The 23,297-nt window shown below is 57.5% G+C and carries 22 protein-coding genes and 1 pseudogene; 10 read left to right on the forward strand and 13 right to left on the reverse strand.

Going from position 1 to position 23,297, the window contains the following annotated elements; genetic code table 11:
• Positions 1 to 9: 9 nt before the first annotated feature.
• Complete coding sequence (locus QMG93_RS10185) at positions 10 to 1,746, reverse strand: serine/threonine-protein kinase (RefSeq protein WP_281936002.1); 1,737 nt, start codon at positions 1,744 to 1,746, stop codon at positions 10 to 12.
• A 248-nt stretch (positions 1,747 to 1,994) separates the two neighbouring features.
• Here QMG93_RS10185 and QMG93_RS10190 point away from each other — a divergent pair, with 248 nt between their 5' ends.
• The 5 genes from QMG93_RS10190 (at position 1,995) to QMG93_RS10210 (ending at position 7,720) form a co-directional block, all read left to right on the forward strand.
• Positions 1,995 to 2,963 (forward strand): carbohydrate ABC transporter permease, encoded by a 969-nt coding sequence (locus QMG93_RS10190; protein ID WP_281936004.1) that lies wholly within the window; start codon positions 1,995 to 1,997, stop codon positions 2,961 to 2,963.
• Complete coding sequence (locus QMG93_RS10195) at positions 2,960 to 3,781, forward strand: carbohydrate ABC transporter permease (RefSeq protein ID WP_281936006.1); 822 nt, start codon at positions 2,960 to 2,962, stop codon at positions 3,779 to 3,781. The genes QMG93_RS10190 and QMG93_RS10195 overlap by 4 nt, the downstream gene beginning before the upstream one ends.
• A 113-nt stretch (positions 3,782 to 3,894) precedes the next feature.
• Positions 3,895 to 5,271 carry an ABC transporter substrate-binding protein gene (locus QMG93_RS10200; RefSeq protein WP_281936008.1) on the forward strand — a complete coding sequence of 459 codons (1,377 nt, stop codon included), beginning with the start codon at positions 3,895 to 3,897 and terminating at the stop codon, positions 5,269 to 5,271.
• Between the two features lie 138 nt (positions 5,272 to 5,409).
• A complete protein-coding gene (locus QMG93_RS10205) occupies positions 5,410 to 6,459 on the forward strand; it encodes an ArsR/SmtB family transcription factor (RefSeq protein ID WP_281936010.1) in 1,050 nt (349 codons plus the stop codon).
• A gap of 13 nt (positions 6,460 to 6,472) precedes the next feature.
• A complete protein-coding gene (locus QMG93_RS10210) occupies positions 6,473 to 7,720 on the forward strand; it encodes an MFS transporter (RefSeq protein ID WP_281936012.1) in 1,248 nt (415 codons plus the stop codon).
• A gap of 65 nt (positions 7,721 to 7,785) precedes the next feature.
• On the opposite strand, the gene QMG93_RS10215 is transcribed toward QMG93_RS10210, so the two are convergent.
• The 11 genes and pseudogenes from QMG93_RS10215 to QMG93_RS10265 form a co-directional block, all read right to left on the reverse strand.
• On the reverse strand, positions 7,786 to 10,095 hold the full coding sequence (locus tag QMG93_RS10215; RefSeq protein WP_281936014.1) for a glycosyl hydrolase family 18 protein: 2,310 nt from the start codon (positions 10,093 to 10,095) through the stop codon (positions 7,786 to 7,788).
• A 302-nt stretch (positions 10,096 to 10,397) separates the two neighbouring features.
• Entirely contained in the window at positions 10,398 to 11,189 is a 792-nt protein-coding gene (locus QMG93_RS10220) for an alpha/beta hydrolase (protein ID WP_281936016.1), read from the reverse strand.
• Positions 11,190 to 11,359: 170 nt separating this feature from the next.
• Positions 11,360 to 11,629 (reverse strand): hypothetical protein, encoded by a 270-nt coding sequence (locus QMG93_RS10225; RefSeq protein WP_281936017.1) that lies wholly within the window; start codon positions 11,627 to 11,629, stop codon positions 11,360 to 11,362.
• A 66-nt stretch (positions 11,630 to 11,695) separates the two neighbouring features.
• On the reverse strand, positions 11,696 to 12,331 hold the full coding sequence (locus QMG93_RS10230; RefSeq protein WP_281936019.1) for a TetR family transcriptional regulator: 636 nt from the start codon (positions 12,329 to 12,331) through the stop codon (positions 11,696 to 11,698).
• A gap of 68 nt (positions 12,332 to 12,399) precedes the next feature.
• Positions 12,400 to 13,563: a YhgE/Pip domain-containing protein gene (locus QMG93_RS10235; RefSeq protein ID WP_281936021.1), complete on the reverse strand. Its 1,164-nt coding sequence runs from the start codon at positions 13,561 to 13,563 to the stop codon at positions 12,400 to 12,402.
• 299 nt (positions 13,564 to 13,862) lie between these two features.
• Entirely contained in the window at positions 13,863 to 14,282 is a 420-nt protein-coding gene (locus QMG93_RS10240; RefSeq protein WP_281936023.1) for a hypothetical protein, read from the reverse strand.
• 274 nt (positions 14,283 to 14,556) lie between these two features.
• The gene (locus QMG93_RS10245; RefSeq protein WP_281936025.1) at positions 14,557 to 15,192 is read right to left on the reverse strand and encodes an MBL fold metallo-hydrolase; all 636 of its coding nucleotides are present in this window, start codon (positions 15,190 to 15,192) and stop codon (positions 14,557 to 14,559) included.
• A 41-nt stretch (positions 15,193 to 15,233) separates the two neighbouring features.
• Complete coding sequence (locus QMG93_RS10250) at positions 15,234 to 15,800, reverse strand: thioredoxin family protein (RefSeq protein ID WP_281936027.1); 567 nt, start codon at positions 15,798 to 15,800, stop codon at positions 15,234 to 15,236.
• A 91-nt stretch (positions 15,801 to 15,891) separates the two neighbouring features.
• On the reverse strand, positions 15,892 to 16,458 hold the full coding sequence (locus QMG93_RS10255) for a nuclease-related domain-containing protein (RefSeq protein WP_281936368.1): 567 nt from the start codon (positions 16,456 to 16,458) through the stop codon (positions 15,892 to 15,894).
• Positions 16,435 to 17,031, reverse strand: a pseudogene (locus tag QMG93_RS10260) (DedA family protein); the annotation flags it as partial. The pseudogene QMG93_RS10260 and the gene QMG93_RS10255, both read right to left, overlap by 24 nt.
• Before the next feature lie 55 nt (positions 17,032 to 17,086).
• Positions 17,087 to 17,992: a LysR family transcriptional regulator gene (locus QMG93_RS10265; RefSeq protein WP_281936028.1), complete on the reverse strand. Its 906-nt coding sequence runs from the start codon at positions 17,990 to 17,992 to the stop codon at positions 17,087 to 17,089.
• Positions 17,993 to 18,175: 183 nt separating this feature from the next.
• Here QMG93_RS10265 and QMG93_RS10270 point away from each other — a divergent pair, with 183 nt between their 5' ends.
• The 3 genes from QMG93_RS10270 to QMG93_RS10280 all read left to right on the forward strand — a co-directional run bounded on the left by QMG93_RS10270 (position 18,176) and on the right by QMG93_RS10280 (position 20,471).
• On the forward strand, positions 18,176 to 18,664 hold the full coding sequence (locus QMG93_RS10270; RefSeq protein ID WP_281936030.1) for an HPP family protein: 489 nt from the start codon (positions 18,176 to 18,178) through the stop codon (positions 18,662 to 18,664).
• A gap of 124 nt (positions 18,665 to 18,788) precedes the next feature.
• Positions 18,789 to 19,241 carry a MarR family winged helix-turn-helix transcriptional regulator gene (locus tag QMG93_RS10275; RefSeq protein WP_281936031.1) on the forward strand — a complete coding sequence of 151 codons (453 nt, stop codon included), beginning with the start codon at positions 18,789 to 18,791 and terminating at the stop codon, positions 19,239 to 19,241.
• An 18-nt stretch (positions 19,242 to 19,259) separates the two neighbouring features.
• Complete coding sequence (locus QMG93_RS10280; protein WP_281936032.1) at positions 19,260 to 20,471, forward strand: MFS transporter; 1,212 nt, start codon at positions 19,260 to 19,262, stop codon at positions 20,469 to 20,471.
• A gap of 99 nt (positions 20,472 to 20,570) precedes the next feature.
• Here the strand turns inward: QMG93_RS10280 and QMG93_RS10285 are convergent, their stop codons facing one another.
• Positions 20,571 to 22,160, reverse strand: coding sequence for a copper amine oxidase N-terminal domain-containing protein (locus QMG93_RS10285; RefSeq protein ID WP_281936033.1), 1,590 nt, complete (start codon positions 22,158 to 22,160; stop codon positions 20,571 to 20,573).
• Between the two features lie 130 nt (positions 22,161 to 22,290).
• Here QMG93_RS10285 and QMG93_RS10290 point away from each other — a divergent pair, with 130 nt between their 5' ends.
• Positions 22,291 to 22,749: a cupredoxin domain-containing protein gene (locus tag QMG93_RS10290; protein ID WP_281936034.1), complete on the forward strand. Its 459-nt coding sequence runs from the start codon at positions 22,291 to 22,293 to the stop codon at positions 22,747 to 22,749.
• Between the two features lie 213 nt (positions 22,750 to 22,962).
• Positions 22,963 to 23,277 (forward strand): dehydrogenase, encoded by a 315-nt coding sequence (locus QMG93_RS10295; protein ID WP_281936035.1) that lies wholly within the window; start codon positions 22,963 to 22,965, stop codon positions 23,275 to 23,277.
• The last annotated feature ends 20 nt before the right edge of the window (positions 23,278 to 23,297 follow it).

Consider the following 23,297-nt stretch of genomic DNA (forward strand, 5'->3'; position numbering starts at 1 on the left):
ATAAACGGGTTATTTGTTGGGTTGGAACAACCGCAGCAGCTTGGTCGCGGCACCGAGACGATTACGCTCCCGCTGCGCGGGGATCACTTCGTCCGGCAGCCATCGCCTGAGCCACGGCAGCATCGCCTCGCGAAGCGCGTCCCGAACCGGCGGCATGTCGTGCGGCAGCCGTCCTTGCCAGCCGGCCTCGGCCAGCGCAGCCAGATCCACCGCGGGCAGCAGGCAGGCGGGGCGCTGCGGGAGCAGACGCAGCCACGCTTCCGTGTGCGGCGTCTTCAGCGCCTTCACCGCGAAGCAGTGCAGCCGCCGTCCCGGCGCCAGCCAAGCTTCGAGCTGCCGCAGGCGGCGGCGCGTCGCGGGAAGCTCCAGCTTATGCGCGAAAGGGTCGACGGCGTAGACGACGTCCGTCGCGGTTTCGAGTAGCTCCCGCACCGCGGGATGCTCCCACTGCGCGCCGACGTCGACGATGCACACCGGGCGTCGGACCGCGTGAAACAGCTTCAGCCAGCCTCCGGCGTCAAGCTGCGGTTCTCCCGCGCCAGGGGCGGGCTCTTCGGCGGGCAGCCACAGCGTGTGGCCGTCCGCCCAGGGCCGCTCGTCCGGGCGGCCGCCTTGCCCCGCCGCGTTGTAGCAGCGATACGCCGGCGGCGCGTTCTTGTCCGCGAACAGCAGCGCGGACAGCTCCGCCTGCGGAGCAGGCGGCTCGATCACGGCGTGCGGGACGCCGAGATCGTGAAGCTGCCGCGCGAGCGCGAGCGCGGCAAAGGTGGCCCCGGCGCCCGGGTACAGGGCGCCGACCGCCACCACGAGCGGCGGCGTCCACGCCGCTCCCGGCTGTGGCGGCGCGCCGGCCTGCGCCGCCGTCCGCTGCGGCTGCTGCGCAGCCAGCCAGCCCGCCAGCGCGGCGCCGGCTTCGCGCGCGTCCGCGAACCGGCCGTCGGGGCTTGCGCGCAGCAGCCGGAGCACGATCGGCGCGAGCCCGGGCGGGATCGCCGCTTCCGCTTCGCGGTAAGGGCTTTGCGGATTGTAATATGCGCCGCCGCTCAGCAAAAAATAAAGCAGCGCGCCGAGACCGTACAGATCGGTGTGCGGATCGCTCTGCCGCCCGTCGAACTGCTCCGGCGCGGCAAAGCCGACCGTGCCGAGCAGCACCGTATCGGCGGCTTGCTCCGCTTTAAAGCTGCGGGCGGTCCCAAAATCGATCAAGCGCACCCGTCCGTCCACGTCCAGCATCAGGTTGGACGGCTTCAAATCGCGGTGAATGATCGGCTCCGGACGGAGCGAGTGCAAATAATCGAGCAGCCCGCAAAGCTGCAGCGCAATTTCCGCCGCCTGTCCCTCGCTCATGCGGCGTCCCAGCCGTTCAAAACGCTGAAGCAGCGTTTCGCCTTCGATATAATCCATGACCAGATACAGAAAACCATGGGCGTTGGCGGGAACGTAATCGACGATGTCCGGCAAATTCGGATGACTCAAACGGCTCATCGTTTCCGCTTCCTTGAGCAGCACGTGCCGCCGCAGCGCCGCCTCCTGGCCGCTCTCCCCCGCGGACGGGTCGTCCCCGACATACGTCTCCTTAACGGCCCACCGCTTCCCCTTCAGCTTCAAATCTTCCGCCAGAAACACCCGGCTCATCCCGCCGCTCCCCAGAGGAGCCATGATCCGGTAGCGCCCCGTCAGCGTCTGACCTGGTTGTAAGCCGTAATGCAGCATGACTTCGTTCCCCCGCCTTTCGTTCGCAGACAACGACAAAAAACCGCCTTACGCATGCAAACATTGCATGACATAAGGCGGTTCTTCCGCACAATGTAATGAGATTGCTTATAAATTATCATAGTTTTACCAAAATTTCAACAACCGAATTTTCGCCGTTTATTTAGAGTTTGTAAATTTCAAACGGTTCTCCACAATATCTTAACGTACAATTAACCTTTGGATAACAACCCAGCTTTATAATTAGCTCGTTCAGACCAGTCCCTGAAAGGAGCGTCCGCATGACCTTGCTCGACCGTAACGCAGCGGTTCGTCCGGCCCCGAATTCAGCCAAGAGGCAAACTGCGGCAGCCGCCGGCCGGCGAAGCCTGCGCGTGATCCAGTGGAAAGAAGCGTCACTTGCCTATGCTTTCCTGCTGCCTTCCCTTTTGCTGTTCGGCATCTTTCTGTTCTATCCTCTTTTGAAGTCGGTTTACCTCAGCCTGCATTTGACCGACCCCCGGGGACGCATCGCCGCTTTTGCCGGCCTCGACAACTTCACCGAGCTGCTGACCTCCGATAAATTTTATGAAAGCTTGAAAGTCACCCTGTCCTTCACGGTTCTCACCGTCCCTGTCGGCATTGCCCTTGCGCTGCTGCTCGCTGCGCTGTCCCAAGGCAAGCTTCGGGGGATGAAATCATTCCAATTCGTGTTCTCGCTGCCTGTCGCCATTTCCGTCGGCACCGGCTCGGTCATCTGGATGATGCTGTATCACCCAACGCTAGGCACGCTCAATTATTTCTTGACGCTGCTCGGCGTGGAACCGGTCCGTTGGTTGACCGATCCGGCTTGGGCGCTCGTCTCCGTCTCCATCATGACGATTTGGATGAATCTCGGCTTCAACTATATCGTCCTGCTTAGCGGCTTGCAGAGCGTGCCCGAGGAAATTTACGACAGCGCCAAAATCGACGGCTCCGGACCGCTGCGTACCTTTTTCCAGCTGACGGTGCCGCTCGTATCTCCCACGCTCTTTTTCGTCGGGATCGTCTCGGTCATTCATGCGTTCCAATCGTTCGGACAAATTCACATTCTCACCAAGGGCGGCCCAATGAACAGCACCGACGTCATCGTCTTTAATATTTATCAAGATGCGTTCGTGAACTTCCGGTTCGGCATCGGCAGCGCGCAGGCGCTGATCCTGTTCGCCATCGTACTGATTCTGACCCTCCTCCAGTACCGTTTTCTGGAAAGGAAGGTGCATTACCAATGAGTTCGCGCTTGCAAAATACGTTCGTGTACACCGTGCTCATCGTCGCTGCGGTGCTGACATTGTATCCGATCCTATATACCGTCGCAGCCTCGTTCATGACGAACGCGGAATCGGCTTCGTATCCGCCGAAGCTGCTGCCAAGCAGCCTGCACTGGGAGAACTATATTCAAGTGCTCAAGCAAATTCCGGTCGGCCAATTTATCGCCAACAGCTTCCTTGTCTCGGGCACGATCATGCTGGGGCAGCTCGTGACGGCAAGTCTGGCCGCCTATGCGTTCGCATATATGAGATTTCCGGGTAAAAGCTTCCTGTTTGCGCTGTTTCTGTCCACCATGATGATTCCATGGGAAGTGACGATCATTCCCAATTATTTGACCGTCAAAAGCTGGGGCTGGCTCGACAGCTACCAGGGACTGATCGTGCCTTTTCTGGCAACCGCCTTCGGCACGTTTCTGCTGCGCCAGTTTTTCCTGCAGCTCCCGCGCGAATTGTTCGAGGCCGCCAAAATCGACGGCTGCGGCCATCTGCGCAGCTTTGCCCGGCTCGTGCTGCCGCTGGCCAAGCCCGCGCTCGCCACGCTCGGCGTATATTCGTTCCTGAGCAACTGGAACATGTACTTGTGGCCGCTGCTCGTCACGAACGGGCAATCGATGCGCACGGTCCAGATCGGCATCAGCATGCTGCAATTCGAAGAGCTGACCTATTGGAACGTCGTGCTGGCGGGTGTCGTGACGGCGCTGCTGCCGTCGCTTGTTTTGCTGCTGCTCGGTCTGAAGCAGCTCGTCCGCGGGATGACGGCCGGAGCGATCAAAGGGTAAGACATAGCGCGAGGACCGGCTCTTGGCTCGCTCCGCATGACGGAGTCGACGAGTTTCCAAACGCCTCCTCGCTCTATATATAAATAACAAATTAAAGGGAGAGATCAACCGAAATGAAGCACCTGAACAAAAAAAGCATGCTGCTTCTGCTGCTTGCTTTCGTCATGATGTTTATGGCGGCATGCGGAAACGGCAACGCCGGCGACAAGCCTGCAGCCGGGGGCGCCGAGAATAAGGAAGCGCCAAAAGCCGGGGAGCCGGTCAAGGTCGTCTGGTGGCACTCGATGAGCGGCGAGCTGGGCAAAGCGGTGGACAAACTGGTCGCCGATTTCAATGCCTCCCAGAAAAACGTCGTTGTCGAAGCCGTATTCCAAGGCACCTACGACGAAAGCTTGAACAAAATGAAAGCGTCCATGGATTCCAAAAGCGGTCCGGCGCTCATTCAGGTGTACGAAATCGGCAGCCGCTTCATGATTGACTCCAAAGCGATCACGCCGATGCAAAAATTTATCGACGCTGACAAATACGATGTCTCCCAGCTTGAAGAAAATATTTTGAACTACTATACGGTGGACGGCAAGCTGAATTCGATGCCGTTCAACACGTCCAACCCGATTCTGTATTACAACAAAGATGCGTTCAAAGCCGCCGGTCTCGATCCGGAAAAGCCGCCCGTCACCTACGAGGAAGTCGCCGAAGCAGCCAAAAAGCTGTCTAAAGACGGCAAAGCCGGTGCTTCCTTCGCCATCTACGGCTGGTTCATGGAGCAGTTCTTCGCAAACCAAGGCGCCGAGCTGCTGAACAACGGCAACGGCCGCACCAGCCCGGCAACGGAATCTTTGCTTGGCAGCGATGCCGGCGTCAACACGATGACTTGGTGGAAGCAAATGATCGACGACAAAACGATGCTGAACCTCGGCCGCAAAACCGACGATACGAAAAAAGCGTTCGCCGCCGGCCAAATCGCGATGACACTCGATACGACCGCTTCCTTGCGCGGGATTGTCAGCGCAGCGGAAGGCAAGTTCCAGGTCGGCACGGCCTTCCTGCCGAAGCCGAAGGACGCGAAGGATGGCGGCGTCATCGTCGGCGGCGCGAGCTTGTACATCCTGAACAACCGTTCCGAAGCGGAGCAGAAGGGCGCCTGGGAGTTCATCAAATTCCTCACCGATCCGAAGCAGCAAGCTTATTGGCACGTGAATACGGGATACTTCCCGATCACGAAAAAAGCGTATGACGAGCAGCTCGTCAAGGATAATCTGACCAAGTATCCGCAGTTTAAAACAGCAGTCGACCAGTTGCACCAAACGAAAGCGAACAAAGCGACACAGGGCGCAGTTATGGGCGTGTTCCCGGAAGCCCGCCAGCTGACCGAAGGCGCGATCGAAGAAGTGCTGAACGGCAAAAAGTCTCCGAAAGAAGCGCTGGACGGCGCAGCTAAAGAAATATCGTCGAAGCTTGCACAGTACAACAAGACGGTAGCGAAATAACGTTTCACCCGGCCGACGGTCTCCCTCTAAAGGGAAGACCGTCGGTCTTTTTTTGAATTCGAATTCTAAAAATATTGAATTTAAAATTTCAATATTATAGAATACACTAGAATCATTTAATTCGCAGAGGTGATTGGGTTGGACATCATTCAAGCCACGGGACGGAAGCGGGAGACGTATCAAGTGCAGCTCGAATATTCGCTGCTGTGGGAATGCGCGATGGGGATTGCTGCCGTAACGAACACGCCGCTTCTCCATACGTTGGAGAAGCCGACGGAAGATTGGAAACGACTCAAATCCTCGTTATCCAAAGAGCTGCTGGGGCACTTGGCTTTTGTAGAAAAGCACAATACTTGGAAAGCTTTGCTTCAGTTGCTCCATCAGCAAGCTTTCGCTTTCCTGCCCGATTTTCTGGCTTATATCGAGCGTTTGGCCCCGGAGGAGCTGAAAAGCATCTGTCTTCCCTATCTGGGAAAAGACCACCAGAACTCGCGCAAGCAAGCGGCTTCCGGCGATAGAAAGGCCATGCAAAAGCTGCAGGAACTCGCAAACGGGAACCCGTTTTTCCCGGCCTATATCGATTTTATCTGCACAACCGATCCGGCAGAGCTGAAACGTCATCTCGTGGAAGTAATGTCAGGCTGGTACGAGGCGGTTATCGAGCCGGAAGCGGAGCAGCTCCTTGCCGTTTTGACCAGAGACGGCGAAGCCAAGCGCAGCATGCAGCAAAGGACGACCCCGGAAGAGCTAGTCGAATGGGCCACGGGCGGGGTCGCGTATTCGCCGGAGCCGAGCGTTCACCGGGTGCTTCTTATCCCGCAAATCGTTTACCGGCCATGGAACATCGAAGCGGATATCGAAGGGACGAAGGTATTTCATTATCCCGTTGCCAGCGAAAGCATCCATCCTGCCGATAAATACATGCCCGACGCCTCGCTCGTTCTTAAGCATAAGGCGCTCGGCGACGAAATCCGGCTTCGCATCGTCAAGCTGCTGTCCGAAGAGGACCGGAGCCTGCAAGATTTGACGGATCGGCTGAATATCGGAAAATCGACGATTCATCATCATTTGAAGCTGCTCCGCGCCGCAAGGCTGGTCGACATCCGCGATGCCAAGTACCGCATCAAGACGAAAGCCATCGATACGCTGGCCCAAGAGCTGGCCGATTATTTACGACAAGACGAATAAAGGTGGGCGGAACATGGAAGCATCGGCTGCCGGACGAAGCCACGATCCTTCGCTGCCGGAATTCAAAAGAAATTACCCGGTCTTCCGCTTCGTAGGAAGCAGCTTTATTTCCTACTGCGGAGATCAAATTCAGCTTATCGCGATTCCCCTGCTCGTTCTGGCGATTACGGGCTCGCCGGTCAGCATGGGAATCGTTACGGCGCTCGAACGCCTGCCAGTGCTGTTACAGCCCTTGACCGGCATCTGGTCCGACCGGTTGAACCGTAAAACGCTGATGCTGCTCTGCGATCTCGGCAGAGGCGTCATTACGGGGCTGCTAGGCCTTCTGTTTATCATGGATTCGCTGGAAATGTGGCACGTATACATCGGCGCCTTGACCGCCGGCGTGCTCGGTCAAATCTATACGACGGCGCAAATCGCCTCCGTGCCGAATCTCGTCCGAAAAAGCGATCTTCAGACGGTGAATTCGGTCAATTCGGGCTTTGCGAACTTGGCCGTTCTTGCAGCGCCCGGTCTCGGAGGAATGGTCATCGGCTTGTACAATCCCGGATATGCAGTGCTCGTCAACAGCGCCACTTTTATCATCTCGTTTCTGACAGTTCTCAGCCTTCCCATCCGGAAGTCGGCTGCGGATACCCAGAAGGCAAACGGCATGTATGCAGATTTAAAAGAAGGCTTTCAGTTTGTCGTGCGGACGAAGCCGATTTTATTTACGAACCTGGCGATGCTCGTATCCGTCTTCGGAACGACCCTGTTCCTGACGATGATGGTATTTCATCTTAAAGAAACGATTCAGCTGCCTGTCGGGCGCATCGGCTGGCTCTTGTCTGCGGGAGGACTGGGAGCGGTCGGGGGAGCGCTGGTGACGGCCGTGCTGCGAAAACGATTCTCTTACCGGACCATTTTATTCGCCGCTTCCTGTTTGGGCGGGTTGTCGGTCGTCGTCTTCAGCCAGTCGCAGACTTACGCTGTGCTGCTGCTGTCGAATGCAGTCGGGACGATCGCCGCGTCCGCCATGAATCCGTGCATCGTGACAATCCGGCAAACGTTGACACCCGACCGGCTGTTAGGACGCGTTCAGGCGACGAGCCGGTTTATGACGTGGACGCTGATGCCGGTCGCGGCTTTTTTAGCCGGCGTGCTGGCCGAACGGCTCGGGACGCAGGGGACCATTTTGCTGGGCGGCTTGCTTTCTACGGCCGGTTCGCTGCTGTATCTGCACCCTTCGCTACAAGATAAACAAAAGACCTCCGCCCGATGAAGGCGAAGGCCGGAAATCATTAGTGCGGCATGAAGCGTGTGCGGTGCTCTTGTTGTCGGGGTGTTTTACGGATTCAGACCGTTTTTCACGATCGTTTGCAGCGTTTTGTTGCGGTCCTGCGTCACTTCCCACGTCATGGCGCCGGCAAGTCCTTTGGACTTGATGTAATCGACCTTGTGCTGAATCGATTCAGCGTCGTCGTACGAGATGAAGATGCCGCCGTTCGGCTGATACAGGAACGGTGTTTTGGTTACGTTGTTCCAGTAGCGCGTATAGCCGTTTTTGTTGATGTAGTTGGCTTCCAGATCGTAGAAGTCGAACGATCCGTTCTCCCACGTTCCTTTCTGGGAAACGCCGGAGCATTGTTGATACTGGCCGTTATTCGCCGAGGCGCAGCCCTGCCAGCCTTTGCCGTAGTACGGGATACCGAGCACCAGCTTGGAAGCCGGCACGCCGGCGTTCAGATGATTCGCGACCGCCTTGTCGACGTTGAAGTTGACCGGATCTTCGCTGTTATCCGCCGGGTCGAAATACAGCGGAGCGTTGTGCCCGGACTTGGATTCCCAGCCGCCGTGGAAATCGTACGTCATGATGTTGATCCAATCGAGCGTTTGCGCGATCTTGGACAGCTCCGTGTTGTTCACGTAATTCGGGCCTGCCCCGGAAGCAATCGTAAGCAAGTACTGCTTGCCGTCGGCCGCACCGGCGGCGTTCAGCTCGCTTCTGACCGCCTGCAGCAGCAGCGTGAAGTTTTGCTTATCTTCCGGACGTTTGCTGTTGCCTGCCAGGCCGCCGCTGACCGGATACTCCCAGTCGAGATCGACGCCGTCAAACTGATATTTGCGGATGAAGTCAACTGCCGATTTGGCAAAATTAGACCGTGTCGCCGGATCGGCCGCCACGTCCGAGAACCGGTTGGACCAGCTCCAGCCGCCGACGGAAATGAGCGTCTTCAGGTTCGGATTCGCCTTCTTCAGCTTGATCAATTGATTGAAGCTGCCCTTGAGCGGCTGATCCCATGTATCTCCCGGATACGACATGCCGGTATCGGCCCAAGTATCGCCCTGAACGATGGATCCGTTCGGTACGTTGATATTGCCCTTCTCATCGGCGCAAGCCCAGGTTTGCGGGTTCGGTCCGGTCGGATCCGGATTGCCGTGTTTGCCGTTCCAGCAAATGTCCGCAAATGCATAGTTGATATGAGTGACCTTCGAAGCGTCGATTTCCGGTACTTTGAAGTTTCGACCATAGACCGCCCAAGCCGGGTAATACGTGACGATTTTCTTGCCGCCACCGCCGCCGTTGCCGGATGTCGTAACCGTAACGGCATTGCTCGCAGCAGATACGTTGCCGGCAGCGTCTTTGGCTTTCACCGTAAACGTATACGACGTCGAAGCCGTCAAACCGGTTACGGTGTACGAGGTCGTGGCAACGCTTCCAACAAGCGTGCTGCCTTGGTACACGTCGTAGCCCGTTACGCCTACATTGTCGGTCGATGCCGTCCAGGTTAACGTCACGCTGCTCGACGTTACGTTGGAAGCGCTAACACCTGTTGGCGCCGTAGGCGGGGTTGTGTCGTTCGACGTCCCGTTCGTCTTAACGGATACGGCATTGCTCGCAGCGGATACGTTGCCGGCAGCGTCCTTCGCTTTTACCGTAAACGTATACGAGGTGGACGGCGTCAGGCCGCTCACGGTATACGAAGTCGTGGCAACGCTTCCAACAAGCGTGCTGCCTTGGTACACGTCGTAGCCCGTTACGCCGACGTTATCGGTCGATGCCGTCCAAGTTAACGTCACGCTGCTCGACGTTACGTTGGAAGCGCTAACACCTGTTGGCGCCGTAGGAGGAGTTGTGTCGGTAGGAGCCCCGTCCGTCGTGACGGTGACGGCATTGCTGGCGGCCGATACGTTGCCGGCGGCGTCCTTCGCTTTTACCGTAAACGTGTACGAAGTCGACGGCGTCAGGCCGTTCACGGTATACGAAGTCGTGGCAGCGCTTCCAACAAGCGTACCGCCTTGGTACACGTCATAGCCCGTTACGCCGACGTTATCGGTCGATGCGCCCCAGGATAAGCTGACGGTGGTCGATGTTTTGCCGCCAACGCTCAAATTGGCCGGTGCGGTAGGAGGCTGGGTATCCGTCCCGCCGCCGCTATGCTGCTTCCACAGGGCGGGAACGTTCGGCGGTTCCCATCCAACAAGCGAGGTGTGGGGTTGAATACATTGGTAATCCGAGCCTCCGTAGGAGACGATGTCACCGGCTTTGTACGAGGTATTCGGCGCCCAAGCCGCAGCGGCGAAGGCAGCCGCCGGCAGCAGCGAGGCGAGCAGCACGACGACCAGCAGCAGCGCCCAAGCTTTTCGTTTCATCATTAACTACAACAGCTCCTTTGTTTACGTTTTACTTTCCGGCATACAGTCCTTGACCATCGGGCTGACATCATCGTCGGTTATCGGCAGGTATCCCTCCTCTCATCATTCTAGCTTCCATTATCAGGGATCGCTCCCACGTTGTAACGGATAATTTCCTCCAGAAAGAGGGGTAAATTTCTATAAGATCCCTGTGAATACCCGGATAACCGGCAGAGCCCTCCTTATCCTATAGGCACAATCAACAAAAAAGCTTGGATACGCCCGCCAAACGGAGCATACCCAAGCCTATAAGCCAATCCTTTTTAGTTGCTCGCCAGACCATTTTCCAGCGGCAGCCAATTCAGCACGCTTTGAATTTTACGGTCCCAATAGCCCCAATCATGCGCCCCGGGCTCTTCCTCGTAAGTAAGCTCTAGCCCGAGCTCCCGGCAATGATCGCGGAAACGGACATTGTCCTCGTACAAGAAATCTTCCGTGCCGCAGCATTGATACAGCTTCGGCTGCTCCGCATCCGAACGCGCCAATCCGGACGCCAGCCCAAACAAATCGTTATCGCTGCCGCGCAGACTGTCCGCCGACCCAAATATCGCCGCCGCTTCCTCCCGGGACAGCCGTTCCCGCGCCATCGCTTCGATATCCGTTACGCCGGACAAGCTGGCGGCCGCCCCGAACCGCTCGGGATGACGGAGCGCCAGCTTCAGCGCGCCGTATCCGCCCATCGACAGGCCGGCTACAAAGGTGCGTTCTCTCTCCTCTGCCAGCGGGAAGAAAGACCTCGCAAGCGCGGGCAGCTCTTCGCTGACGAACGTCCAGTACTTCGGGCCGCTCGCCATGTCCGCGTAAAAGCTGCGATGCACAGCCGGCATGACCACCGCAAGTCCGAGCGGGGCCGCGTAGCGTTCGATCGATGTCCGGCGCAGCCAGATCGTATGATCGTCCGAGAGGCCGTGCAGCAAAAACAGCACCGGGTGCTTGCCTCCCGTACTGCGGTTGTTCAAGCCGATTTGACCCACCGTCGTCTGGGGCAATAAAACGTACATCGACGTGGACAGGCCCAGCGATTCGGAGAAAAAGTGACAATCGATAAAAGCCATGCAAAGTTACCTCCCGTTGTATCGAATCGTATCCCGTAATTTCCCAAACCCAGTATACCGCTTCGGGCAAAACTGTGCCAACGAAAACCTGCTATGGAAGCAACGGAAGCGGGAAAAGCGTCTGCACGCAAAAAAAGCCCGGCTCATCCGAGCCCGGCATCCGATTCGATTTAAAGCATCCGCCTCCGCTTCCGGACCGGTGCCCTTCTGCCTTGCTTTCCTCCGACCGACCTGTTCCTTGCGGTCTTCATCGCTTCGCTTAGCCTCACTTGCTGCTCCGCTGCAGCCGCATTCGCCTCGGCAATCAGATTAGCCGCCTGCTTCAGCACCGGGGACATCTGCTTCGCCGACTGGTAGATCGAATTGAGTTTGTCGAAAGCGGTCAAAATTTCATCCAAACTTTCGTTGACGCTGCGGAATACCGTAGGCAGCTTGCTCACCCTGCGCTCTCCCCTCTCGTTTTTTCTTCCTGTTGCTTTAATGTATGGGAGAGGCGCCCGGAAGGTTTAGGCGGGTGACCCGGGCGCCCCAAGCGCCTTCAAAATAAAATGCAGCGTGTGCTCCGCCGTCTCGTCTGCAAGCAGGTTCGGCAGTGACAGTAGTTCCCGGCCGCAGCCGATTTGCTTGTGGGCCAGCGTCGCTCCCATGACGAACAATAACGCTTGGTCCAGCGATTCGTAATGAAACAAGCCTTCCTTCCGGCCTTGTTCCAGCAACATGCGGGCCCTGCTCCAGATGGGAGAGGTAAAGGAGTTGACCACCTCGGCACGCGGCGTATTCAGAACCATTTCTTGTTGAATAATCGTGCTCAGCTCCCGGTCGGTGAGGCTGAAGCGGACGATTTCCCGGACAATGAGACTAAGCCCCTGAACCGGGTGAACGAAATAATTTTCTTGCTCGGAGAGGTGCCGGCCCGGAAAAAAATGTTCGAAAATGGCATGGAACACTTTTTCCTTGCCGCCGAAATAATACGAAACCAAGGCGACATTCGCGCCCGCCTCCTCGCAGATTTGCCGGACGCTCGTCCCTTGGAAGCCTTGCCGGGAAAACAGCTTCTTGGCGGCATATAAAATACGCATTTTCATATCCGTTTCCGTCTGGGCCAACTGATGCGTCCCCTTCCGTTTGACTATAGGTTTCATTATTGTACCACAAAACCGGAAGACGGAGCGGACTGCGCCCAAGCTTCCGGCAAATGGCTGTGCCCGAATTAGGCGTTAACGGCCGCTGCCCCCGAGGGCTGCACGACGGCACGCCCTTCTCTGCGCAGTCCGGTGGCGGCCAAGCCGACAATGAGGCAGCAGAGCATGATGGCTACGAGTGCCCCCGCATCGGCCGATACGGACGGACCGCCGAACAGCAGGTTCATACCGCCGTCCACCGCATAAGTGGCAGGCAAATATTCGCTGAACGTATGATAGAAGCCCCCGAGCAATTCCCTCGGCACCATCGCCCCCGACGAAACCAGTTGAATCGACAGCATCGCAATATTGAAGAGCATGCCGGCCATTCCGAAGACGATAAGGAACATTTGCGAGAAGAACATGAATGTCATCAGGAACAACGCCTGGAACAGCCACAGCGATACGAAGCCGGCAGCGGTCTGACCACCCATCGCCATGACCAGTGACGAGCCGATCAGCGCGATGAACACGGCGGATACGACGTTGATGATGACCCGTGCGCCGAACTTGCTCCATCGGGAGAAATTCGGGCCGAGCATCGCGGTCGCCTGCTGCACGTTCATCCCCATGATCATCGCTCCGACGAAGGAAGCGAGCACCATCATCATCGGCACCATTTGATTATGCATGCCTAAAACCGGGTTGATCGACTCGATGTTGGACTGCACCTTATCGGATATCCCTTGTGCTACGCTCTGCGCTTGGGCTGCGGGCATGTTCGCTTGAACCAGCACAGCCTGCATACCCATCGCCGCCGCTTCCTTGCCGACCGTAGCGGTTACCCCGTTCGCGACGCCCTGCATGATGCTTTTGATCAGCGCGGGATTGGATTCATTGATGAAATAATCGATCCGTCCCTTCTGTTCTTGCGCCTGCAGCTGCTTGGAAAAATCGGCCGGAAGATGCAGCACCATCTGCACCTCCCGGTTGTTCAGCTGCTCTTGAGCCCGACTCAGCGACGGCTCGCTGATCATGCGAAACGGCAGCGACGATACAAGCTGCTCCTCCACCCGCTTGCCGACGCCTTGATCCTCGTTAACGACGGCAATTTTGAGCTGCTTGACGTTCTCGTTCACTCCTCGATAACCGGACATCCAAACGAGACTGAAAATAATTTGGAACATCATCGCCGTAACGATCCCGATGATCGTCGCGGGCTTTTTCAAATACGCGCGCAAAGCTTGAAGCATTGTGTGTTCTCTCCTCTAGTTATGTATTTTAATTAAACATTTATTTAAATTAAACGTTTGTTTAACACAATAGCACGCTAAATTTCGTCCTGTCAATATCTTTTTCCACCCTCGCAAGGCTCCCTGCACTCTTTGCGGGATGGGACGGTTTCGCCGATTGCGATCGAACCGTCGTAACGCGCGGCAATCAACGAGCTGTGCTCGGATCGGAGGACGACCGGGCGTTACTGCAGGGAGCCTTGGCATAGCGGCGGTGGAGCCGGCAGAAAACTACCGAGCATGACCGCCTGCGCTACGCGTCAGCAATGGTGACGGTGCTTGCTGCGCAGGACGATGACCAACAAAATAAACAAGACGAGAATAATGCCTGTCGATGTCCCGCACCCGAACCAAGGATAGAAATGGTGGTGTTTTTTCTTCTTCTTCGGGAAGAAAACGTTGATCTCATTAAGGTTGTGAACATTTGCCGCTGGATAGTTCGACGTAGGAGCTACGTATGCAGGCGAGATGGATGTCGGCATCGGAGGCATATTCGACATCGGCGCTATATTCGGCATCGGAGCCGAGTAGGGAGCGATATTCGGCCCCGGCGCCGAGTAGGGAGCAATATTCGGCCCTGGCGCCGAAAACGGCGATACGCTTGGAGAAGGCGGAAAATTCGACGACAATGGCGACACCATGCTCTGTTTAGGGAACGCATTCGGTTGAAACTTTTCCATACAGATGAACACCTCCGTGAAATTTACCCAAATTGCAAAGCCGGCAGCGTCGCCGTACCTGCAACTTGCAGTCGCTTGGACTGGTTACGTGTTCCTATCGAACACACCATCAGTCTATGGTGTAGCACCCATAGGGAACACGGTATTCACCTAGCCTTGCAAAATTAGACGCTTGCCCCGACCGCTGCCATTCGCGCAAAGGCATTGACCGAGGCTTGTCCGGAAGAGAATAAAAAAACGACCGCCCGGAACGGGACAGTCGTTTCGTTGTGGTTTATAGATACGGGTTGTGCTCGCGTTCGTAGCCGATCGTCGTCCGGCTTCCGTGCCCCGGGTAGACGATCGTCTCATCCGGCAGCTTGAACAGCTTGTCATGAATCGAGTCCAGCAGATCCTGCTCATCTCCGCCGGGCAGATCGGTGCGCCCGACCGACAGCCGGAACAGCACGTCGCCGCCGAACAGATGATTTCCGTAGAGCAAGCTGACGCTTCCGGGAGAATGGCCAGGCGTATGCAGCACTTTGAAGACGATGTCGAGCAGCTTAAGCTCCTGACCGTCGTCCAGCGCATACTCCGCCGGGTCGGTCGTGATCGGTCCGCACAGCTCCGGCCACATCACGGAGCCGTTGCGCTTCGGATTCGTCAGCCAGTCCGCTTCCGCATCGTGCAGGTACACAGGACAGCCCTTCAGACGGCGCACGGCGTCCACGCCTCCGATATGATCGAAATGAGCATGCGTCAGGACGATCGCTTCGATCTCCATACCTGCGATCCGCTTGAGCAGCGGCTGCGGGTCCATCCCGGGGTCAATGACGAAGCCGCGGTTCTCCTCTGGCAGAGAGACGAGATAAGCGTTTGTTTGCAGCGGCCCGAGCGAGAAGGTTTCGATTTTGATTTGCTTCGTTTCCATACGGTAGACGAGCTCCTTTACATAATACGTCGGGTGTCGGACTAGAATGAGGACAGCAGCTCGCGCAGTTCTTTCACGATCACCGTCTGGTAGCCGGCTCCTTCGCCGTACTGCTTGACCATTTCCTGGCGGGCGATCTGGATTTTATCGTTATAATCCGGCGCTTCGCGGTCCGGGTTCTCCTGTTTGAACTTCGTCATGACCGCCTGCACGTTCGCCGGGCGCGGCCCCCAATGGCCGAGGACGAAACCGCTGAAATCGGTAAAAATCACGATCGGAATCGCTTCTCCGCCGCCGGTCAGGAACTGGGCCATCACGTCCGGGTGCTCTTCCTTGATCAGTACCTCCGTCGGGATGCCGGAGATTTCGAGCGCGCGGAACACGGCAGGAACGTTGCGCACCACGTCGCCGCACCAGTCCGCCGCAAGGATCAGGCAGCGAAGATCGTCGCGGTTATTGAGCGATTCGAAAAACTCCTTGTCCTCTTCGCTTTCCCATACGAACAGATCGTACCACTCTTTGAATTTCTCCTGATTTTTCGTCATGCCGTCCGTAAACTGCTGCGGGGACAAGCCTTGGCGCAGCTTGGCGCTCAAGTTTTTGCTCATAACGTTTCTCCTCCTTCGAAATGTTCACACTATGGTTCATTGTACCAAAAAAAAGAGTCCGCTCCAATCAAAAGGAGACGGACCGGGCACGCTATTTGCTGTTGTCTTTGATCAGTTTTTCGATGGACGCTACCTCGGCGGCGCTTAACGTCCGCTTCGGCTTGTACGTCTTGATGTGATGGACGAGGCGATCCAGCTTGAGCGTCGCAAAAGCCGGGCTCGTCCCGACAAGACGGCAGTTCGGGTGGGTGAAACATACGATGCCGATCAAATCGGCCTGTATCCGGTGCTGCTTGAATAGCTCCTTCAGCACGTATTCGTGCCGGTACAGCTGCGCCGTCGGATCCTGGCTGTGCGGCTCTTCCTGCTTTCCGCGGTCGGACCGCGATTTGACACGTTCGACCCCTTGGCCGGTAAAATGGATGTCCCCCGACCAATGCTTCGAGTCGATATGAAACACTCCGTTAGGCCCGACCACGATATGGTCGAATTCCTGCGTGCCGCCGCCCGCATGTACGCGGCGTCCATGCAGGACGCGGTATTCTGCGCCTATATATTTGAGCTGGTGGGCTGTGCTTTTCTCGCCTTCCACGCCGTAGCCGTTGTTCGTGTCGGCGCGGTGGCCTTTTTTGCCACCGGACTTTTTGCGGGTAAGCACTTTCCACAGCACATACAGCACCGTAATGACCGCAACCGCGATCAGAGCAGGCTTCGTGTAAGGAGCCGCCACTTCGTCAATCTGCTCCCAGTTGTCCCCAAGCGCCCGTCCAAGGTAAACGAACAGAATCGCCCAAGGAATTGTGCCAAGAAGCGTATAGAACAAAAACTTCCACATGGGCATCCGCGCCATACCCGCAGGGATGGAAATCGCCTGCCGCAGGACGGGGACGAATCGGGCCAGAAACACCATGCCGGGACCGTACTTGTTGAACCAGCCCTCCGCAATATCGAAATGCTTGCTCTTTATATGGAGAAACTTGCCAAATTTGTTCAAGGCCGGCCGGCCGCCGTAACGCCCGATCCAATACAAGATCACTTGTTGAAACATGCAGCCGATCGTGCCGAACACGATGGCGCCGATCATGGATACTTCGCCGCGGGAAACCAGGTACCCTCCGAAAGCGAGGACAATTTCGCTCGGAATCACTTCGAGCATCAAGCCCAGCAAAATTCCCCATACGCCCAGCCCTTCGATAAATAGAAGCGCCGATTGAATCAAGTCATGCAGCATTGCTCAGCCCTCTTCCTCTCCGAATACGTATTGGTCCGTTCTCTCTCAACCTATCCTATTCTATCATAACCTCTTCCATGCCGCACCCCAGCAAATATCGGTGCAGCAGCTGCGCCGCCCGGCTTGCCTCGCGCGACTTGTGGCGGATTAAGCCGTGGCAGATCGGCTGCCTGCCGAGCGGCGCGCACTCCGCCAGCACGCCGGCCGACAGCTCCGCCGCTACGGCGGAACGTGGAACAAGCGCAAGCGCCCAACCGCTGCCGGCGGCGCGCTTGATCATGTCCATCGAGGCGAATTCAGCCCGCCCGGCCGGAGTCATACGCTGCGCGGCAAGCTGAGCCTCGGCGGCCTGCGAGTACATGCAGCGTTCGCCGAAGCCGGCGATGCGCATCCGACGGATCGCGCTCCAGCCCTCTCGGCCGACGGCCTCCGCCTCGCGCGGCGCGGCGATCCACAGCATCTCGTCTTCGAGCAGCGGATCGAACGTAAGATCCGCGGCGCAGGGGTCTGCGGGAACAAGCCCCATATCGGCCCGCCGCGACCGGACGGCTTCCAGCGTTTCCGCTTGAAAGCCGGCTTCGACCTGCACATCGATGTCCGGATACGTCTCCATGAACGACCGGAGCGGGCCCCACAAGACAGCCGCGGCGAACGATTCCAGCACCCGCAGCCGTACGATTCCCCGGGGAGCACCTTCCTCGTTCATTTCTTCCTCCAACTCCCGTCCGAGCTGCATAAACCGGCGTGCGTAAACCTCCAGCCTGCGGCCCGCTCCGGTAAGCTCCACACCGCGGGGAAGCCGGTCGAACAGCTTCTGCCCTGCCGCTTCCTCCAGCTGACGCATTTGCGAGGTTACCGTGGACTGCACATAACCGAGCCGCTCGGCGGCTTTACTGAAGCTTTTCTCTTCCAGCACGGCCAGAAACGTCACTAAAAAACGGCCTTCCAATTTCTCGATCATACGTTATACGAGCTCCTTTTTCCCAAGGTTTCATGGATGGACGAAAAATACGGCAAATGAATTTTAGGCATCGATAAATGAAATCAATACCATCGATAACATTCGTTTCACAAATGGATTGCTTTCATGCTAGCATAACGTTAATCATTTTGCCAATACGATTTGGATAAAGGAGAATGCCCCATGAACCCATCCTCAACAACGCTGTCGGCGCTGCGTAAAGGAATCGCCTACGGGCTGCAGGGAGCCGGCGCGTTCCTTGCCGTGCTTGCCGCTCTGCTGCTCGGGCAATGGAGCGAGGTCGCTCTCCTGATGGCTCCCTTCGGCGCCTCATGCGTGCTCGCTTTCGCGATTCCCGATAGCCCGCTTGCCCAGCCACGCAGCATCGTCGGCGGCCATCTGCTAAGCACCGCCATCGGGCTCGTCGTGCTGCACACGGCAGGCTTTCACGCCTGGTCCGCCGCGCTTGCCCTGGGGCTGTCCATCGTGGCGATGCAGTGGACGCGTACGCTGCATCCGCCTGCCGGCGCCGATCCGCTCCTCGTCATGACGGCCGGCTCCGCCTGGAGCTTCTTATGGAGCCCGGTGCTGCTCGGCTCCCTGCTGATCGTTGCTGTCGCTTGGGGCTACCACCGGGTATGCCGCCGCACGTATCCGCAGCGCTGGCTGTAAACCCGATGCGGCGACAAACAAAAACAGGTTTCGACACGGACCTCTGCGTCCGCTGTCGAAACCTGTTTACTTTTTTACATGTCAGACTTATAATTGTTGTGACAATTAATTCGTAATAAAGGAAGTGCTGCGATTGAATCCTAACCTGCACGAATGGTCGATCGGCTTCATTATCGGCCAAACGCACCGGAAGATGCTGAACGTCTTGACCTCGCGGCTGAAAGAGCACGACATGACGCCGGAGCAATTTTCGGTGCTGTGCCGCCTGCACGAATCGGACGGCATCAGTCAGAAAGAAATCGCCGACCGTACGGTGAAAGATCAGCCTACGACCGCACGTATCCTGGACTGTCTGATCCGCAAAGAACTGGTGCGCAAGCAAACGAGCGAGACGGACCGGAGATCGTTTCTCGTCTATCTGACGGAGCAAGGCCGGCATAAGCTCCAAGTGCTGATGCCAATCGAAAGGCAAACGATCGAAGACATTTTCTCTTGGATGCCCGAATCGGAGCTCGAAGCTTTCCGACAGACTCATCTACGGCTGATCGCCCATCTGGATACTCTACTGAAACCTTAAGACTAGGAGAATCGCTTCATGAAAGAACAACAAGACATACCTGCTTCCAAATTATGGACCCGGGACTTCGTCCTGCTTACGGTCAGCAATTTATTTTTGTATTTGAATCTGCAAATGATCACTCCGTCGCTGCCCGCCTATGTCACCGAACGGTTCGGGGCGGGCCAGTGGACGGTCAGTCTGGTCATCAGCCTGTTCGCTTTATCGGCCATCGTCACTCGCTTCTTCGCCGGCTCCTGGCTTAAACGCGGTCGAACCGCTCTCATCCTGCTGGTCGGCCTTACCGTCTATATGCTGGCAACGGCCAGCTATTACGCCGCCGGCACGCTGGCTTTATTTCTGCTCATCCGCATCTTGTACGGCATCGGCTTCGGCGTGTCCAGCACAGCGTTCGGCACGATGGTGTCCGATATCATTCCGATCCGGCGGATGGGCGAAGGGATGGGCTACTTCGGCCTGTCGACGAGCCTGTCGATGTCGGCCGCGCCGGTCATCGGGCTGTGGCTGCTCGGCAGCTACGGGTTCGATACGCTGATCCTCGTCTCGACGCTGCTCGCGATCCTGATCATCCCGCTGTCGCTGCTGATCCGCAGCACCCCGTCGGTTCCGAAGCCGGCGACCGCCCCTTCACCGGCCGCCGCTCCGGATACGCGCGGGACGTACAAACAGGTGGCGCTGCCCTGTTTTCTGAACATGCTGCTCTCGATTACGTACGGCGGCTTGATCAGCTACCTCGCGCTGTTCGGCAAAGAAGTGCATATCGGGAACGTCGGCTGGTTCTTCCTATGCAATGCCGGGGCGGTACTGCTTGTTCGCCCAGTCGCCGGTAAAATATTCGATAAAAAAGGCCATTTCGCCGTCCTGCCTCCCGGAGCGCTCATGGTGGCCGTCGGACTCGTCTTGCTGTCGTATACATCCAGCATGACCGGACTTCTTGCCTCGGCGTTGTGCTACGGCATCGGCTACGGCATTTTGCAGCCTTCGCTGCAAGCCTGGACCGTGAAGCAGGTAAGCCCGGAAATGCGCGGTACGGCGAACGGAACGTTCTACAACTCGATCGATCTCGGGATCGCGCTCGGCTCCCTGCTGCTCGGCGGCATCGCTTCGGGGACAAGCTATTCCATGATGTATCTGCTGTCGGCGCTGGCGATGCTTCTGTTTCTGGCCATCTACGTCTCGGGTACGCTGGTCAAAGGCAAGAAGCCCCAAGCCGCCGCACTGCGCAAATAATAGTGTGCCGCAGTTCAGCTGCCTGCACCAAAAGGATCGCCTTCTATTCGGCCGAAAGCCGGGAGGGCGATCCTTCTTTTATCCATGCTTGCCGGATGGCTAGGAACGTTCCTCAACGGTCGTCGTCAAGCGAATCGACCCGTCGTCTTTTCCAAGCTCCGCTTTCCAGCCTGTCATTTGGCAGAGAACGTCAATCGGCACCATAACTCGCCCGTCCTGCATGATGGTCGAAGCCCCTCCGCCCGATTTCTTCCTGCCGTTGACTTCCGCTTGATCCGAGCCGATCGGGAAAGACGCCTGATTGCCGTCCCAAGCTAACTGCGTCGTATTCGTCGCCGCGTCCCATGTCACCGTGGCGCCGACAGCTTCTGCGACGACCCGCAGCGGAATATAGATGACGCCCTCTTGAAGCGAGGGAGAAACGTCCATTCGGACCGTCTGGCCGTTTACGGTCAGCTCCGTTTCGCCGACTTGCATCGTTACGGTTTTCCGTACGGAGGCCGGAGCGTCCGGGAACCGGTCGGGGTACTGGTCCGAGATTCCTTGCGCAAGCAGGTCGGCTATCGGGAGCATTTGGGTATAGGCCGTCTCCATATTGGCATAGGCGGCAGCGTACTCGCCCCGCACCTCATGGTCAAGGGCTAGGGTCACTTGCCCGATCTGCGTGTTCAGACCGTTCATCAGCTCCGGCTTGCTCCCGTGCTGCGGGTTCGCATCCGCGAAAAATTGCGCCAGCTCCGCCTGAGCCTTCTCCAGATTGCCTGCCGCGGTTGTCCGCGCCAACTCGTCTTTGGATGCTGCCGCCTTCGCGTAATCCAAGAGATAGCCGGTACGGGAGGTCCATGCCGTTCGAAACGTGGCGCCTGATGGCTCCCCGTAAACGGAAGCGACGGCGGCCGCCAGATCCTCCGCATTCTCATTCAGCGCCGCAGCCGCCTGATCGAAGTCGCTTGCGCCGTCGATGCTTTTCTGCATCGCAAATGCGGCTGTCAGCGCATGCTCGCCAAGCAAGCGGCCGAGTGCCGTGCGCAGATCTGCCTTGCGGGTCTTCATGCCAGATGCGTCGAACCGGTCCGGCGATTGCGCAGCCATGCCCGCCGCCAGCAGATCGGAGCTTGCCACTGCGTGGGCGTAAGCTTCGCGCATCGATTTATACGCTGCCGCGTAATTTTTGTCCGCGTAAGCATCGAACGCCTGAAGCATCAGATCGGTATGCCGCTTCGCTCCTTCCTCCAGCCCCGCTGCACCCAGATCCGGAAGGAGCCGCGCCCAAAACAAAGCCAGCTCCTTGGCGTAGGCCTCCAAGCCGTTCGCCGCCTGCGTCCGTGCCGTCTCGTTGCCTGCCGCAGCGGCTTGCGCATAGTTGAGCAAAGCCTCGACATACGACGACCAAAGCGGCTCGAAGGTTTTGGCGGCCTCTTCCCCGTATGTCGACCGCAGCGTGGCTGCCAGCCGTTCGGTATTTTTCCCGAGCTCCTCAGCGGCCTGTTCGCGATCGGCCGCGCCGTCGTATCGTTTTTGCATCGCAAAAACAGCCAGCAGCGCATGCTCGCCAAACAAAGCGTCCAGTCGGACCCGCAGCTCTGCCGCGGCCTCCCGCGTCGACACGGCCTGCGCTCCTGCTGTGTACGGCATGAGCAGAACGAGGCACAGCCCCAGCAGGGCCAGCTTACCTTTTAAGCGCATCATGGATCGTCCTCCCCCGGTGTTCGAGTTAAGAACCTTTACCCGGCGCTTCCCGGTTTGAAACCGATCCGGCATGTTCAGACAAGCACCCGAATATACTCGTACAAACGATCCGAAACCGAAGGGGATGCCGATGACGAAGGTATATGTGCTGAGCCAAAAGGGACTGAAGGGATTGAAAATCGGAGCCGCCGCCGTACTGTTGGCCGGTGCCGCACTGCTCTTCTGGGAACGCGAAACGATTCGGGCCGCGATGAGCCCTGTCGGACCCGAACGGACGATCCAGCTCGTGACCGGCGAGTTCAAATCGACGACATCGGACGGCAAAACGATCGAAGCTTACCGCTGGGACCCGGGAACGATCTATATGAAGAAAGGCGAGCGCATCCGGCTCAGCATTTACGGCGTCAACGGCGCCAGCCATCCTTTTATCATCGAAGGCCTTAACATGAAGGGGGAGGTAAAAAAAGGAAAAGAAACCGTCATTTCGTTCCGCGCCTCCAAACCGGGCGTCTACCGGATCATCTGCCTGACCCATCCCGACATGGCGCACAACGGACCGATGGTCGGCTACCTGGTCATCGACGAGTAGACGCCGCCCCTTTTTAAGAAAAACTCCTTATCGGAGTCCATTCAAAGAAGCCAGACCGTTTTTAGCGGAAGTTTTTCTTGGTACAGAAAGTCGCAGTCCGCTTTAATGCTTTAGCGAACTTAAACTTTCTGTAACGTTCAAAAACCGCTGTCGGCAGTACCCGCCCGCCCTTCTTCCGCATAGCATAATGGCAGGAAGGAGATGCCGCCATCGATGAATCCAGCAAATCAAATGAAGCACAGTCGGCCTTACCCGTCCGCCCGGCAAATTCGCCGCACCTGCAGCCGGGAGCTTTACCGCGCCCGCAAAAAGCTGGGACGTTACATCCCCCAGCAAGCGGTAACGCAGGCGGAGGAGCTGTATTATAAAAAGGTGCTGCTAAACCTGCCTTATATTGCGGAACACGCGGATAATCGCAAGGTGCTGGCCGATTGGTTCGACGAGAACGTCTGCGGCGAAGTGGCCGCCTTGTGGGAAGTGGAATCGGACGCTTTGGCCAAAGCGTTCCGGGACTCGTTCGGGGGCTGATGCCAATCGGGCCCCTCTTT

This window comes from Paenibacillus tyrphae (assembly GCF_027925525.1).
In the GTDB taxonomy this organism is placed as follows: Bacteria; Bacillota; Bacilli; order Paenibacillales; family NBRC-103111; genus Paenibacillus_G; species Paenibacillus_G tyrfis_B.

Coding starts and splice junctions, on each gene's coding strand:
- QMG93_RS10235 (WP_281936021.1), bottom strand. CDS start 13,563: ATGCTTCAAGCTTTGCGCGCGTATTTGAAAAAGCCCGCGACGATCATC.
- QMG93_RS10290 (WP_281936034.1), top strand. CDS start 22,291: ATGACGAAGGTATATGTGCTGAGCCAAAAGGGACTGAAGGGATTGAAA.
- QMG93_RS10220 (WP_281936016.1), bottom strand. CDS start 11,189: ATGGCTTTTATCGATTGTCACTTTTTCTCCGAATCGCTGGGCCTGTCC.
- QMG93_RS10195 (WP_281936006.1), top strand. CDS start 2,960: ATGAGTTCGCGCTTGCAAAATACGTTCGTGTACACCGTGCTCATCGTC.
- QMG93_RS10270 (WP_281936030.1), top strand. CDS start 18,176: ATGAACCCATCCTCAACAACGCTGTCGGCGCTGCGTAAAGGAATCGCC.
- QMG93_RS10190 (WP_281936004.1), top strand. CDS start 1,995: ATGACCTTGCTCGACCGTAACGCAGCGGTTCGTCCGGCCCCGAATTCA.
- QMG93_RS10295 (WP_281936035.1), top strand. CDS start 22,963: ATGAATCCAGCAAATCAAATGAAGCACAGTCGGCCTTACCCGTCCGCC.
- QMG93_RS10245 (WP_281936025.1), bottom strand. CDS start 15,192: ATGGAAACGAAGCAAATCAAAATCGAAACCTTCTCGCTCGGGCCGCTG.
- QMG93_RS10215 (WP_281936014.1), bottom strand. CDS start 10,095: ATGATGAAACGAAAAGCTTGGGCGCTGCTGCTGGTCGTCGTGCTGCTC.
- QMG93_RS10230 (WP_281936019.1), bottom strand. CDS start 12,331: ATGAAACCTATAGTCAAACGGAAGGGGACGCATCAGTTGGCCCAGACG.
- QMG93_RS10240 (WP_281936023.1), bottom strand. CDS start 14,282: ATGGAAAAGTTTCAACCGAATGCGTTCCCTAAACAGAGCATGGTGTCG.
- QMG93_RS10285 (WP_281936033.1), bottom strand. CDS start 22,160: ATGATGCGCTTAAAAGGTAAGCTGGCCCTGCTGGGGCTGTGCCTCGTT.
- QMG93_RS10265 (WP_281936028.1), bottom strand. CDS start 17,992: ATGATCGAGAAATTGGAAGGCCGTTTTTTAGTGACGTTTCTGGCCGTG.
- QMG93_RS10200 (WP_281936008.1), top strand. CDS start 3,895: ATGAAGCACCTGAACAAAAAAAGCATGCTGCTTCTGCTGCTTGCTTTC.
- QMG93_RS10210 (WP_281936012.1), top strand. CDS start 6,473: ATGGAAGCATCGGCTGCCGGACGAAGCCACGATCCTTCGCTGCCGGAA.
- QMG93_RS10250 (WP_281936027.1), bottom strand. CDS start 15,800: ATGAGCAAAAACTTGAGCGCCAAGCTGCGCCAAGGCTTGTCCCCGCAG.
- QMG93_RS10280 (WP_281936032.1), top strand. CDS start 19,260: ATGAAAGAACAACAAGACATACCTGCTTCCAAATTATGGACCCGGGAC.